General features: G+C 49.4%; 13 protein-coding genes. 1 reads left to right on the top strand and 12 read right to left on the bottom strand.

Annotation, left to right across the window (positions count from 1 at the left end; translation table 11 throughout):
- Nucleotides 1-47: 47 nt before the first annotated feature.
- Nucleotides 48-965 carry a LysR family transcriptional regulator gene (locus CWI83_RS01225; RefSeq protein WP_126824603.1) on the bottom strand — a complete coding sequence of 306 codons (918 nt, stop codon included), beginning with the start codon at nucleotides 963-965 and terminating at the stop codon, nucleotides 48-50.
- Nucleotides 966-1,084: 119 nt separating this feature from the next.
- Here CWI83_RS01225 and CWI83_RS01220 point away from each other — a divergent pair, with 119 nt between their 5' ends.
- On the top strand, nucleotides 1,085-1,642 hold the full coding sequence (locus CWI83_RS01220; RefSeq protein WP_126824600.1) for an FMN-dependent NADH-azoreductase: 558 nt from the start codon (nucleotides 1,085-1,087) through the stop codon (nucleotides 1,640-1,642).
- Here the strand turns inward: CWI83_RS01220 and CWI83_RS01215 are convergent.
- The 11 genes from CWI83_RS01215 to sdhC form a co-directional block, all read right to left on the bottom strand.
- Nucleotides 1,608-2,474, bottom strand: a complete 867-nt coding sequence (locus tag CWI83_RS01215; protein ID WP_126824597.1) for a DMT family transporter — start codon at nucleotides 2,472-2,474, stop codon at nucleotides 1,608-1,610. The genes CWI83_RS01220 and CWI83_RS01215 overlap by 35 nt on opposite strands.
- Nucleotides 2,464-3,384, bottom strand: a complete 921-nt coding sequence (locus CWI83_RS01210) for a M14 family metallopeptidase (protein WP_126824594.1) — start codon at nucleotides 3,382-3,384, stop codon at nucleotides 2,464-2,466. The genes CWI83_RS01215 and CWI83_RS01210 overlap by 11 nt, the downstream gene beginning before the upstream one ends.
- Entirely contained in the window at nucleotides 3,381-3,605 is a 225-nt protein-coding gene (locus CWI83_RS01205; protein ID WP_126824591.1) for an aspartate/glutamate racemase family protein, read from the bottom strand. Before CWI83_RS01205 ends, CWI83_RS01210 begins: the two co-directional genes overlap by 4 nt.
- A gap of 110 nt (nucleotides 3,606-3,715) precedes the next feature.
- The gene (gene sucD / locus CWI83_RS01200; RefSeq protein WP_126824588.1) at nucleotides 3,716-4,588 is read right to left on the bottom strand and encodes a succinate--CoA ligase subunit alpha; all 873 of its coding nucleotides are present in this window, start codon (nucleotides 4,586-4,588) and stop codon (nucleotides 3,716-3,718) included.
- Nucleotides 4,588-5,754 (bottom strand): ADP-forming succinate--CoA ligase subunit beta, encoded by a 1,167-nt coding sequence (sucC, locus tag CWI83_RS01195; protein WP_126824586.1) that lies wholly within the window; start codon nucleotides 5,752-5,754, stop codon nucleotides 4,588-4,590. Before sucC ends, sucD begins: the two co-directional genes overlap by 1 nt.
- 149 nt (nucleotides 5,755-5,903) lie before the next feature.
- A complete protein-coding gene (gene odhB, locus CWI83_RS01190; RefSeq protein ID WP_126824583.1) occupies nucleotides 5,904-7,418 on the bottom strand; it encodes a 2-oxoglutarate dehydrogenase complex dihydrolipoyllysine-residue succinyltransferase in 1,515 nt (504 codons plus the stop codon).
- 13 nt (nucleotides 7,419-7,431) lie between these two features.
- Nucleotides 7,432-10,239 (bottom strand): 2-oxoglutarate dehydrogenase E1 component, encoded by a 2,808-nt coding sequence (gene sucA / locus CWI83_RS01185; protein ID WP_126824581.1) that lies wholly within the window; start codon nucleotides 10,237-10,239, stop codon nucleotides 7,432-7,434.
- 100 nt (nucleotides 10,240-10,339) lie between these two features.
- Complete coding sequence (locus CWI83_RS01180) at nucleotides 10,340-11,059, bottom strand: succinate dehydrogenase iron-sulfur subunit (protein ID WP_126824578.1); 720 nt, start codon at nucleotides 11,057-11,059, stop codon at nucleotides 10,340-10,342.
- A 15-nt stretch (nucleotides 11,060-11,074) separates the two neighbouring features.
- Nucleotides 11,075-12,841: a succinate dehydrogenase flavoprotein subunit gene (sdhA, locus tag CWI83_RS01175; protein WP_126824575.1), complete on the bottom strand. Its 1,767-nt coding sequence runs from the start codon at nucleotides 12,839-12,841 to the stop codon at nucleotides 11,075-11,077.
- Nucleotides 12,842-13,198: a succinate dehydrogenase, hydrophobic membrane anchor protein gene (gene sdhD, locus CWI83_RS01170; protein ID WP_126824572.1), complete on the bottom strand. Its 357-nt coding sequence runs from the start codon at nucleotides 13,196-13,198 to the stop codon at nucleotides 12,842-12,844.
- Nucleotides 13,192-13,566: a succinate dehydrogenase, cytochrome b556 subunit gene (sdhC, locus tag CWI83_RS01165; RefSeq protein ID WP_126824569.1), complete on the bottom strand. Its 375-nt coding sequence runs from the start codon at nucleotides 13,564-13,566 to the stop codon at nucleotides 13,192-13,194. The genes sdhD and sdhC overlap by 7 nt, the downstream gene beginning before the upstream one ends.
- Nucleotides 13,567-13,741: the final 175 nt, after the last annotated feature.

Here is a 13,741-nt window from a genome sequence, read left to right as displayed (position 1 = left end):
ACAGGTGTTTAAATGATTGTAGAGAGCGAGTGACCAAGATTCAACAACTAAACCTCGGGATCAAGTTGCGGTAAACGCTCGACCAAGAAGTCGATCAACACACGAACGGCAGGCAGTAAGCCACGCCGATGCGGGTAGACCAAATGCATGATGCCCATAGGTAACCGCCACTGTGGCAAAATAGTTTGCAACAAACCATTATTCACTGCGTCATCGACGATGTAAGGCGGTAACGCAACGACACCTTGACCCGCTATGGCAGCCTCTTTTAAAACCATCATGTCATCGGTAATTAATCGAGCTCGGTAGCTAATACTCAAGGTTTCAGCCGTTTCTTGGTGTTTAAATTCATACCGGTAGCGGCCACTGCTGTAATGCAGACTTAAATGCGGGCACGCGGTTAAATCGAGTGGATGCTCGATACCGAATTGGGCCAACAAACTGGGGCTTGCGTACAAGCGACTTGGCGCATCCATCAATGGTCGGGCAATCAGCGACGAGCTTTCGATTTCTGGCCGCACCCGCAAGGCGATATCAATACCATCATCAATCAGGTTAACGGGGGTGTTGGTGACCACCAGCTGAATCCGTACATCAGGGTAACGCTCGAGAAATTCAGGTAACAATCGCTTTAACATGGTTTGACTGATGGCATAGGGTGACGAAAGTTTAATATCGCCACGCGGATATTCTTGCACCACTTGGGTCGTCTGTTGTGCTGCCTCAGCAGCACTGACTAAACTTTCGCAGTGCAATAAGAATGCATGCCCGATATCGGTCAACTTGAGACCACGGGTGCTGCGATGCATTAAGCGCACCCCCTGCTCTTCTTCTAATTCCGTTAACCTGCGACTAAGGGTGGATTTTGGCATTCCCAACTGCTTCGCCGCCGCACTTATTGAGCCAGATTGAGCCACTTTGGCAAATAAATAGTAATTAGTGAGGTCTGGTAGTTTTGAGCGCATGAGTTACCTCAAATTAGGGTTCCATTTTTGGAACGATAGATTCAAATAATACCATCTACCGAAAAAATTGGAACATCGCTACCATAGCTGCGTTAACTCATTACCCTTAGGAGTTTGAAATGACTATTCTTCATCTTGATTCAGGTTTGTTTGTTGACCAGTCGGTCAGTCGTAAGTTAAGTAAAGACATCGTCGCACAGCTCAACCGTGATGATTCTCATCAAGTGGTTTACCGCGACTTGGTCACCAACCCTATCGCTCACCTTGATGCCGCGGCGTTAAGCCCAGATGAGCCAATTGCAGCCGAACTTATCGCTGAGCTTAAGCAAGCGGATATTATTGTTATCGGTGCGCCTATGTACAACTTCACCATCCCAAGTCAGCTTAAAGCATGGTTGGATCGGGTCTTAAAAGCAGGCGTCACTTTCGAGTACACCGAGCAAGGTCCACGCGGGCTATTACAAGGTAAAACCGTGTATCTCGCCTCAGGTCGTGGCGGTGTATACAGCGAAGGTGAAGCAGCCAGTATGGACTTCCAAGAGAGTTACCTGAAAACTGCGCTGGCCTTTATTGGCATCACCGATGTCCATGTGATTCGCGCAGAAGGCGTGGCAATGGGCGATGAGCCTCGTCAGCAGGCGCTTAACGCTGCTGAGCAGGCAATTGCTGAAATCTGATCACCAAATAGATGCCGCCGAGAATTAATCCGGCGGCAATCGCAAACCGCAGGGTGAGCGGCTCGGCACTGAAGAGTGCTCCCCCGAACGCAGCGAGCAGTGGCACACTCAATTGTGCCACTGCGGCGCTACTTAGCGCCAAATGCGGCAATACGCGATACCAAATCGCGTAGCCCAGTGCCGAGGTTACGGCACCGGATAATACGGCCCACACCACACTGCTACTATCCCACTGACTGCCGTTATAGAACAACCAGAGCAAAATTAGCCCTTGCAAGGGTATGGTTGCGATAAAATTTACAGCGGTTTGCTGCAATGGTTGGGTCGCGCCCGCGCCAAGCACGCTATACACTCCCCAAGCCATACCAGCTAACGCCATTAATACGGCAGCGGTCATTGAGCTGGGGATTTCTGCACTCGGTAACATCAGGTAGATTAAACCGAGAATCGCCAGCGCCACCCCAGCGAGCTCAAATACCGAGCTACGATGACCGCGATACCATTTAATCGCTAACATGGTCAGCTGCACCAAACCAAATAAAATCAGTGCCCCGGCCCCCGTGCTCAACGACACATACGCCAGCGAAAAGCCTAACGCGTAGACGAATAACGCCAGTGTGGCAGTGGGGGCTATGCTCGAACGAAGGTTCGCCCAAGCACGTGGTTTGGCACTCAAGAGTAAGCCTAAAACCAGGCTTGCGGCGAACAGTCGGATCAGTGTGAAGGTATAAGGATCCATGGCTCCTGGCGCTAACGCGAGGCGGGCAAAAATCGAATTGCCCGCAAATGCGAGCAACGCCAACAGGAGCCAAAAACCGATTTTAATCGGCATGCGCAAGAATATAATCGATTGCTGCAGTCACCGCCGCAACTTGAGCCTCGATGCAGTTCTCTGGGTTGGTTCGTGGGCTATCAGGATAGACTTCGGTGGTGCTGACATAAGGTGCATCGGTCACTCCAGCACAAAGATTTAAGCTCTTAACCGGATAATTAATCACGCCGTGTTGTTGCATCGGCTCGCCAATTAATTTGCCCTCTTCATCTGCCTCGGCAATGTGGGTCACCTGGGCCACACCTGCAATAATTGCAGCCTGGAAATCGACCTGATCACGCTCAGTATCCCCTACTGTGTAAAACCCATCGGGAATGTTCCAGTTGTGGTTTACGGTGCCATTGCGCGCCGCCAGTGCGGGTCGAAACTCACTATTGTCGGTATCTGTGGTCTCGTGCAAGTCAATATGCAGAACCGGCATTAAGCTTGATTCTGCAAGATAATTCACCACAGCTTCGGCCTCGGCTACCCCACTTCCTTTGACAAACGAGCGATTGGGATCATTCGCCTCAGGGTTCCAACGATTGATGGTTTCGTAACCCCAAGGGCTCACACACGGTAAAACGACCAGATTAATCTTACCGGCATAGTCTGCCGCAACGCTTTGTAAAAACCGCAAAGCTCCCAGGACGCCGCTGGTTTCATAGCCATGCACTCCACCGGTCACTAGCACTGTTGGCAAGTGCTCATTCCAAGCATGGGATTGTGCCCCCCAGAGGTGGTAATTACCCTCAGGATAATTTAACTCACCGTATTGAAATAGCTCAAATTTGCCGGCCAGCTGCTGCAGCGGCGCTTCAACTTCATCGTGATAACTACGTTTAATCTGTTGCTGCGCGCGCCACAGTGCGCGTTCTTCCGCACCCCAAGGTTGTCCAGGAGTACCTATTGGATATTGAGCTTGGCTCATAACGTCTCTCCACTACTCGTCGATTGCAACATAGTATCAACCAGGGCCTCAATATGTAATTGGGTGGTGTCATAAATTGCCACTGGACTGTCTTGTTGCTGAATTAATAAACCAATTTCGGTGCAGCCAAGAATCACGCCTTGCGCTCCTCTTTGCTGTAGTGAATCGATCACTGCTAAATACTGCTGCTTCGCGCTCGCGGTAAGCGTACCTTGAACCAACTCATGCCACCTATCAAGCCTAGTTTACGCATACTTATAAACTCCCATGCCCACAAAAAAGCCGCTCAGTAGAGCGGCTTTTGTAACACAGTGCAGATGAAAACTCGAGCTTACCAGCCTGTCTTCTCACGCAATGCTTTACCGATATCAGCAAGGCTACGAACGGTTTTCACACCAGCAGCTTCAAGCGCAGCGAATTTCTCATCCGCAGTACCTTTACCACCAGAGATGATAGCGCCCGCGTGGCCCATACGCTTACCTGGAGGTGCAGTCACACCGGCAATGTAAGAGACAACTGGCTTGCTGACGTGATCCTTGATGTATTCAGCTGCTTCTTCTTCAGCTGTGCCACCGATTTCACCGATCATAACGATTGCTTCGGTTTCTGGATCTTTCTCGAATAACTCAAGAATGTCGATGAAGTTTGAACCAGGGATTGGGTCACCACCGATACCGACACAGGTAGACTGGCCGAAACCTTCGTCAGTGGTTTGCTTAACCGCTTCATAGGTCAGAGTTCCTGAACGAGAAACGATACCCACTTTACCTTTCTTGTGGATGTGACCTGGCATGATACCGATCTTACACTCATCAGGAGTGATCACACCTGGGCAGTTTGGACCAATCATCCGCACGCCTTTGTGGGTCAGGTATTCTTTTACATAAAGCATATCTAAAGTTGGGATACCTTCAGTGATACAAACGATCAACTCGATACCTGCATCCGCAGCTTCAACGATAGAGTCTTTACAGAAAGGTGCTGGCACGTAAATCACAGAGGCCGTTGCGCCGGTTGCTTCAACCGCTTCACGAACAGTATTGAAAACTGGCAGACCTAAGTGTGTTTGACCGCCTTTACCTGGAGTCACGCCACCAACCATTTGGGTACCATAGGCAATTGCTTGCTCAGAGTGGAAGGTCCCTTGGCCACCGGTAAAACCTTGGCAAATAACTTTGGTGTTTTTATCGATCAAGATAGACATTATTGACCTCCTGCTGCAGCAACTACTTTACTGGCAGCATCAGACAAGCTCTCTGCTGCGATGATGTTCAAGCCACTTTCTGCGAGCTTTTGACGACCTAAGTCAGCGTTGTTCCCTTCAAGGCGAACGACCACAGGTACTTTAACGCCTACTTCTTCGACTGCGCCCATGATGCCTTCAGCAATCATGTCACAACGCACGATACCACCGAAGATGTTAACCAGAACCGCTTTCACGTTATCGTCCGACAAGATGATCTTGAATGCTTCGGTCACACGCTCTTTGGTTGCGCCGCCACCTACGTCCAAGAAGTTCGCTGGCTCACCGCCGGCTAATTTAACGATATCCATGGTTCCCATCGCCAAACCAGCGCCGTTAACCATACAACCGATGTTTCCTTCCAAGGCAACGTAGTTCAGTTCCCACTGAGCTGCTTGTGCTTCACGCGCGTCTTCTTGCGAAGGATCGTGCATTTCTTTGATTTTTGGCTGACGATAGAGCGCATTGCTATCAATGTTTACTTTACCATCAAGGCAGTGCAGATTGCCCTGCTCGGTGATCACCAGCGGGTTGATTTCTAATAGGGCGAAATCATACTGCTCGAACATTTTCGCAAGACCTAAGAAAATCTTCGTGAACTGCTTCACTTGGTCAGGGTTCAGACCCAATTTAAAACCAAGCTCACGACCTTGGTATGGCTGCGCGCCAACCGTTGGGTCGATGATCGCTTTCAGAATTTTTTCTGGTGTTTCTTCTGCAACTTTCTCGATTTCAACACCACCTTCGGTAGAGGCCATGAAAACGATTTTGCGTGTTGCACGGTCAACGACAGCGCCGAGGTATAACTCAGAGGCGATGTCAGTAAGGCTTTCAACCAAAATTTTGGCAACCGGCTGACCATTTGCATCTGTTTGATACGTGACCAAGTTTTTACCTAGCCAGTTGCTTGCAAAGTCGTGAACTTTATCAAGGCTATCTACGAGTTTAACCCCGCCAGCCTTACCACGACCGCCTGCGTGAACCTGAGTTTTTACAACCCAACGCTCACCACCGATTTTCTTTGCCGCTTCAACCGCTTCATCCGCAGTGTCAACTGCGTAGCCTTCTGATACTGGCAAACCGAACTCTTTAAAGAGTTGTTTGGCCTGATACTCATGCAAATTCATGATGCTCTTCCGATTCGTGTTGACAACATAAAACAAATATAAAGCAGCCCGTTGGCTGCCTACCCGAAAAACGCGCGTATTTTACAGTGTTGCGCGCTAAAAAGACAGCCGCCAACTGAATTTCTCCAGTTGGCGGCTTGTTTATTTCGTTACACGTCCAACAACAAACGTTGTGGGTCTTCAAGTAACTCTTTGATGGTGACCAAGAAGCCAACTGACTCTTTCCCATCAATAATGCGGTGGTCATACGATAACGCCAAATACATCATTGGCAAGATCTCGACTTTACCATCTACCGCCATAGGACGGTCTTGGATTTTGTGCATGCCCAAGATTGCGCTTTGCGGTGGATTCAAAATAGGCGTTGAAAGCAACGACCCAAATACCCCACCGTTAGTGATGGTGAAGTTACCGCCTTGCATGTCTTCCATTGCAAGTTTGCCATCACGACCTTTGAGGGCAAGCTCTTTAATGCCTTTTTCGATTTCAGCAACGCTGAGCTTGTCGGTATCACGCAATACCGGCGTGACTAAGCCGCGTGGAGTTGAAACCGCGATGCTCACGTCAAAGTAGTTGTGGTAAACGATATCATCACCATCGATTGACGCATTTACTTCTGGGAAGCGTTTGAGGGCTTCGGTCACTGCTTTCACGTAAAAGCCCATGAAGCCTAGACGCACACCATGACGCTCTTCAAATACGTCTTTGTATTTTTTGCGTAAATCCATGATTGGCTTCATGTTAATCTCGTTAAACGTGGTTAACATAGCCGTTGAATTTTTCGCTTCTAACAAACGCTTGGCGATGGTTTTCCGCAGACGGGTCATCGGTACGCGTTTTTGCTCACGGTCGCCACTGACGGCAGGCTGTGCTGGAGTTGCACTTGCTGCTGGAGCTGCAGCTGGCTTAGCCGCATTTTTCACATGGTTTTCTACGTCTTCTTTGGTGACGCGTCCACCTTTACCAGTGCCCTTCACGTCACTCACTTGTAACCCGTGTTCTGCAAGTAAACGACGTACAGCTGGACCTGCAACTTCGCCGTCGCTATCGCTGCTTTCCGAGGCTTCAGCCGCTGGAGCTGATGCTGCCGCCGGTTTAGCGCTGCCTGCACCTGCTTGAACTTTACCGATCACTTCGTCGGCGCTCACTGTTGCGCCTTCATCGTGAATAATTTCGGCAAGTACGCCGTCTGCTGGAGCGACGACTTCAAGAACCACTTTATCGGTTTCGATATCAACCAAGTTCTGATCGCGCTTAACCGCATCACCGGCTTTCACATGCCAGGTTGCAACGGTTGCATCGGCAACAGACTCAGGCAATTGTGGAACTTTCACCTCAATCTCTTCACCTGCACCCGATTCAGTTGCAGCTTCAGTTGCTTTTTCTTCAGCTTTTGGCGCTTCATCACTCGCTGCTGCTTCACCGGCACCCGCTTCGAGTTTACCGATAACTTCTTCAGCACCGACTGTCGCACCTTCTTCGGCGATGATGTCAGCAATCACGCCATCTTCTGGGGCAACCACTTCTAGCACGACCTTATCGGTCTCAATATCGACCAGATTTTGATCACGAGAAACTTTGTCGCCTGGCTTAACGTGCCAAGTAGCGACCGTCGCATCAGCGACAGATTCGGGTAATTGTGGAACTTTAATATCTATGGCCATGATCAATTATCACCTATTTAATGGTTAGCGCGTCATCGACGAGTTGCTTCTGCTGTTTGTTGTGCTCTGACAAGTAGCCTACCGCAGGCGCTGCTGAGGCAGCACGGCCAGCGTATGTCAAATTGGCACCTTTCGGAATTGCAGCCCAGAAGTTGTGCTGGCTGTTATACCAAGCCCCCTGGTTCTGCGGCTCTTCTTGGCACCAAACAAAATCTTTAACGTGCTGATAATCCTTAAGAATTTCAGCAACCTCTTCTGCTGGGAACGGATACAATTGCTCGATCCGAACAATTGCAACGTCTTCTTGCTCACGTTCACGCCGAGCTTGCAGCAGATCGTAATAAACTTTTCCTGAACAGAATACCACGCGCTTGACCTTTTTCGCATTCAAGTTATCGATTTCGCCAATCGCGTTTTGGAATACACCGGTGGTCATTTCGTCAAGTTCAGACACAGCTAATGGGTGACGCAACAACGACTTCGGCGTCATCACAATCAGCGGTCTGCGCACTGGACGCAACTGCTGCCGGCGAATCATATGGAACACCTGAGCTGGGGTCGTTGGCACACACACCGACCAGTTATGGTCTGCTGAGAGCTGTAAGAAGCGCTCTAAACGTGCCGAACTATGCTCTGGGCCCTGTCCCTCATAACCGTGCGGTAACAGAAGCGTTAACCCACACAGACGTCCCCATTTCTGCTCACCTGAGCTGAGGAACTGGTCAATCACCACTTGCGCGCCATTGGCAAAGTCACCAAATTGCGCTTCCCACATCACCAAAGATTTCGGCTCAGCGGTGGCATAACCATATTCAAAAGCAACCACAGCGGCTTCTGATAACACCGAGTCGTAAATTTCGATCGGGCCTTGGTTATCCGAAATATTATTCAACGGCATATAAGTCGAGGCGTCTTTCTGGTTGTGTAAGACCGCATGCCGATGGAAGAAGGTTCCACGACCACTGTCTTGACCAGTGAGACGAATATGAACGCCATCATCGACTAGGGTTGCGTAGGCGAGCGTTTCAGCAAAGCCCCAATCTGCCGGCTTTTCACCAGCTGCCATTTTTAGGCGCTCTTCGTATACTTTGGCAACGCGCGAATGCAGCTTATGCTCAGCTGGAACGGTCGCAGCCTTTTTACCGAGTTCTTGTAACCGCTCTTTGCTGATTTTGGCGTCGTATTCGACGTCCCACTCTTGGTCGATGTAAGGCGACCAATCTGAAGAATGGCTCTTCATTTCGCGGAATTCTTCGACCACGATTTCGCCTTTATCGAGCATGTCACGATACGCGCTAACAAAGTCTTTTGCTTGTTCGCTGCTCACCACACCCTTGTTAGCCAAACGCTCAGCATATAACTCACGCGCTACCGGGTGCTTTTTAACCTTGCTGTACATCAACGGCTGAGTTGCACTTGGCTCGTCCGCTTCGTTGTGACCATGACGGCGATAACACACTAAATCGATCATCACGTCACGTTTGAAGGTGTTACGGAAATCAAGTGCCAATTGGGTTACAAATACCACAGCTTCTGGATCGTCAGCGTTGACATGGAAAATAGGTGCTTGGACCATTTTCGCGATATCAGTACAGTATTGGGTCGAACGCGTATCTTCACGTTTTGAAGTAGTGAAGCCTACTTGGTTATTGACCACGATACGAATTGAACCACCCACTTGGAACGCGCGAGTTTGCGACATATTGAAGGTTTCTTGCACGATACCTTGTCCAGCAATGGCTGAGTCACCGTGAATGGTGATCGGCAATACTTTTGAACCTGTGCTATCGCCAAGGCGATCCATTCGTGCCCGCACCGAACCCATAACGACTGGGTTAACGATTTCAAGATGTGATGGGTTAAAGGCCAACGCCAAGTGGACATCGCCACCTGGCGTAGCAAAATCTGACGAGAAGCCCATGTGATATTTCACATCACCTGAGCCTTTCAAATTAGCGTGCTTACCTGCGAACTCGTCGAACAAATCGGCTGGCTTTTTACCCAGCACGTTCACCAACACGTTGAGGCGACCGCGGTGAGCCATACCAATGACAACTTCTTTACTGCCTTGCTCACCGGCACGGGTAATTAATTCCTTCAACATCGGAATTAAGCTATCGCCACCTTCAAGTGAGAATCGCTTCGCACCCGGGAATTTTGAGCCCAGATACTTTTCAAGACCGTCAGCTGCAACCAATTCTTTTAGAACTTTGAGCTGTTTTTCTTTGCTAAATTGCGGCTGTCCCAATACGCCCTCGAGACGCTGCTGAATCCAACGCTTCTCTTCCGTTGAGACAATGTGCATGTACTCGGCACCAATCGGACCACAATAGATCTGTTCGAGTAAGTTATGAATCTCGCCCAGCTTCATGGTCTCTTTGCCAACTGCGAGCGAGCCTACATTGAACTCAGTGTCGTAATCATCTTTCGATAAATCGTGATACTGAAGGGTTAAGTCTGGAACTTGAGGTTGTTTCCAGAGCTCGAGTGGGTCCAGGTTTGCGTGCTGATGACCGCGGAAACGATAAGCATTGATCAGTTGCAGCACCTTAACTTGTTTTAAGTCGGGTGCAGCAGCACTGGAACTACCTGCTTGTTTCAGTTTATTTTTTGCGGCTTCACGGAATTGCTCGCGAACGACACTGTGTTTAGTATCGACTACCCCATTGTCGCGCGGAAGTTGGTCAAAGAATTGCCGCCACGCATCGCTAACAGCCGTGGGGTCATCAAGGTAAACCTCAAACAACTCCTCCACGTACGCCATGTTTCCACCAGCTAGGTGGGAGGATTCTAGCCAAGCTTGCATTACGCCATCTTGCATCGCTGTTCCTTCACACTCATTTTACGAAAAAAATAGCCATCCGGGCGTGGATGGCTATTTCTTACAGCTCGCCCTAGTCTATTGGGACCCTCGGATCAAATTAGATCGCGCGGTTCAATAGCATTGATTTAATGTGTCCAATCGCTTTAGTTGGGTTCAATCCCTTCGGACAAACGTTGACACAGTTCATGATACCGTGACAACGGAACACGCTGAACGCGTCATCTAAATCATCAAGACGCTGTTCAGTCGCAGTGTCACGACTATCAATTAAGAATCGATACGCGTGTAACAAACCAGCAGGACCGATAAATTTATCTGGGTTCCACCAGAATGATGGGCATGAAGTTGAACAACATGCACACAGGATACACTCGTATAATCCATCTAATTTAGCACGATCCTCTGGTGATTGCAGACGCTCACGCGCAGGTGGTGTCTTATCATCATTAATGAGGTACGGCTTAATTTTCTCGTACTGTTTGTAGAATTGGCTCATATCTACAATCAGGTCACGAATGACTGGCAAACCAGGTAATGGTCGAACGACGATCTTACTGCTGCCACCTTTCAAAGCTGATAATGGCGTGATACACGCGAGACCATTTTTACCATTCATGTTCAGACCATCTGAACCACACACACCTTCACGGCATGAGCGACGGAACGCGAGGGTTGGATCCTGCTCTTTCAACTTAAGCAGCACATCCAACACCATCATGTCACGACCTTCCTCAACTTCGAGGGTGTAGTCTTTCATGTATGGCTTGTTATCAACATCTGGGTTGTAACGATAAACTGAAATTTTCAACGTCTTCATCGCTTTCACCTTGCCTTAATAGGTACGTGCTTTCGGCGGGAAGGCTTCACGCAGCTTCGGCTGCATGTTGACTTCGCGCTTGGTCATCGACTCATCTTCTGGACGATAGACTGTGTGTACCAACCAATTCTCATCATCACGCTCAGGGAAGTCAGCACGGCTGTGCGCGCCACGGCTCTCGGTCCGGAACGTTGCAGAAACGGCAGTCGAGTATGCTGTTTCCATCAAGTTATCCAACTCGAGGCACTCAATACGTTGCGTGTTGAATTCTTTACTGGTGTCGTCCAAACGTGCGTGCTGCAGACGCTCACGGATTTCTTTCAGCTCTTTCAAGCCTTGCTCCATTGCGTCACCTTCACGGAATACCGAGAAGTTAAGCTGCATGCAGTTCTGCAAATCTTTCTTGATTTGCACTGGGTCTTCACCTTGCTGGGTGTTTTCCCAACGATTAACGCGTGCTAATGCTGCATCGATATCATCTTTTGATGCTTCACGTGCTTCAGTGTTAGCTGCCAGAGCTTCACCAAGGTGAAGGCCGGTTGCGCGTCCAAATACCACCAAATCAAGCAGTGAGTTACCGCCCAAGCGGTTTGCACCGTGCACAGATACACAGGCGATCTCACCACAAGCAAACAGACCAGGGATCGGCGTTGAATTGCCGTTCGCATCGACTTGCAGTGCTTGCCCGTGAACGTTGGTCGGAATACCACCCATCATATAGTGACAGGTTGGGATAACCGGAATCGGCTCTTCCGCAGGGTCAACATGGGCGAAAGTTTTCGCCAAGTCACAAACACCCGGTAAGCGACTTTCAAGAATTTCACGACCTAAGTGGTCGAGTTTCAATTTAATGTGGGTACCCCAAGGGCCTTCACATCCACGACCTTCGCGAATTTCGGTCATCATGGCACGTGCCACAACGTCACGGCCGGCTAGGTCTTTAGCGTTTGGAGCATAACGCTCCATGAAGCGCTCACCATCTTTATTCAAGAGGTAACCACCTTCACCACGACAGCCTTCGGTAACGAGTGAACCTGCACCGGCAATACCAGTTGGGTGGAACTGCCACATTTCCATATCTTGCACCGGAACGCCAGCGCGCAATGCCATACCTACACCGTCACCGGTATTGATGTGGGCATTGGTGGTCGACGCGTAGATACGACCTGCACCACCGGTTGCTAGAACGACCGCTTTTGCTTTCACAAAAACAATTTCACCGGTTTCGATATTCATCGCGGTGGTACCGACAATCGCGCCGTCTTGGTTCTTCACGAGATCAAGCGCATACCACTCAGAGAATACTGTGGTTTTGTTTTTAACATTTTGCTGATACAGCAAGTGCAACAAGGCGTGACCGGTACGGTCTGCTGCTGCCGCTGTACGCGCGGCTTGTTCGCCGCCGAATTCTTTTGACTGACCGCCAAATGGACGCTGATAGACTTTACCATTTTCAAAGCGCGAGAATGGCAAACCCATGTTTTCCATTTCCAAAATCGCTTCAGGGCCGGTCTTACACATGTACTCGATCGCATCTTGGTCACCGATATAGTCGGAACCTTTAACCGTATCGAACATGTGCCATTCCCAGTTATCTTCGTGCGCGTTACCGAGCGCAACTGTGATACCACCTTGCGCTGAAACGGTGTGTGACCGCGTTGGGAATACTTTCGACATCAAGGCACAGGTCATGCCTGACTGTGAGATTTGTAATGCTGCGCGCATACCCGCGCCGCCAGCACCGATGACTACTGCATCAAATTCGAGTGTTTGGATACTCACTTAGACACCCCCTACTGGCCACACTACCATCAGGCCAACGAGCCAATAGACGATGAGTGCAACGCTAACAACGAATTGAATGAATGCGCGAACGCCTGAGTTTTTCACGTAATCGGTGAGCACTTGCCAAATTCCGATCCAGCCGTGAATAAGAATTGAGGTCAGTGCCAACATGGTGAACACTTTCATCCCAAGGTGCGCAAACAATTGAGTCCAGGCCGCGTAGCTGAGTGGTTCAGCAGTGACCATAAAGCTCACAAGAAAAATCGAATAAAGCGCCATAATAATGGCTGACGCGCGGAGTAAGATGTAATCATGTGTTCCGCTACGGCCAAATGTCGAAGCTACTTTTACCATAACCACACCCCTGCAAGAACTGATAAGACGATGGCGAGTACGAACAGCACTTGCGCGCTGATGCGACCGGAGTCAATCTCTTCCCAGTAACCTAGGTCCATTACCATATGCCGAAGACCAGCAAGCAGGTGATACCCTAAAGCGGTGAGAATGCCCCATGCAATGAACTTCGCAAAGCCACTAGTGAAGAGCTGCTGCATTTGCGCAAACCCTTCAGCTGATTGCAGAGATAAAGAGAGTGCCCACATCAAAAGTCCCACCGCCACTAACATGATGACGCCAGAAACACGATGCAGAATTGAGCTAATGGCAGCCGCTGGGAAGCGGATCGTTGCCAAGTCTAAATTTACAGGTCTTTGTTTTTTCACGATTGTTGTGCCTTTTTGAAAAGCATTGTTAACATGCTCGGAACTTCAAACATCCCCAAACTGGGGACCCTGTCAGATCGCTGCCAAAGTATATAAGTCATAGCCATGAATTACAATTCTCTGGCGGCTTGTTTTTTAGCTTAACGTAAAGTTTTTTACTGTAGATCAAGCCAAT

Origin of the sequence: Pseudidiomarina taiwanensis, from assembly GCF_003987435.1 — a bacterium.
GTDB lineage: Bacteria > Pseudomonadota > Gammaproteobacteria > Enterobacterales > Alteromonadaceae > Pseudidiomarina > Pseudidiomarina taiwanensis.
This window is presented reverse-complemented; position numbering and strand designations above follow the sequence as displayed.

What these genes read in the sequence shown, in the direction of transcription:
- CWI83_RS01225 (WP_126824603.1), bottom strand. Translation starts at nt 965, where the DNA reads ATGCGCTCAAAACTACCAGACCTCACTAATTACTATTTATTTGCCAAA.
- CWI83_RS01220 (WP_126824600.1), top strand. Translation starts at nt 1,085, where the DNA reads ATGACTATTCTTCATCTTGATTCAGGTTTGTTTGTTGACCAGTCGGTC.
- CWI83_RS01215 (WP_126824597.1), bottom strand. Translation starts at nt 2,474, where the DNA reads ATGCCGATTAAAATCGGTTTTTGGCTCCTGTTGGCGTTGCTCGCATTT.
- CWI83_RS01210 (WP_126824594.1), bottom strand. Translation starts at nt 3,384, where the DNA reads ATGAGCCAAGCTCAATATCCAATAGGTACTCCTGGACAACCTTGGGGT.
- sucD (WP_126824588.1), bottom strand. Translation starts at nt 4,588, where the DNA reads ATGTCTATCTTGATCGATAAAAACACCAAAGTTATTTGCCAAGGTTTT.
- sucC (WP_126824586.1), bottom strand. Translation starts at nt 5,754, where the DNA reads ATGAATTTGCATGAGTATCAGGCCAAACAACTCTTTAAAGAGTTCGGT.
- odhB (WP_126824583.1), bottom strand. Translation starts at nt 7,418, where the DNA reads ATGGCCATAGATATTAAAGTTCCACAATTACCCGAATCTGTCGCTGAT.
- sucA (WP_126824581.1), bottom strand. Translation starts at nt 10,239, where the DNA reads ATGCAAGATGGCGTAATGCAAGCTTGGCTAGAATCCTCCCACCTAGCT.
- CWI83_RS01180 (WP_126824578.1), bottom strand. Translation starts at nt 11,059, where the DNA reads ATGAAGACGTTGAAAATTTCAGTTTATCGTTACAACCCAGATGTTGAT.
- sdhD (WP_126824572.1), bottom strand. Translation starts at nt 13,198, where the DNA reads ATGGTAAAAGTAGCTTCGACATTTGGCCGTAGCGGAACACATGATTAC.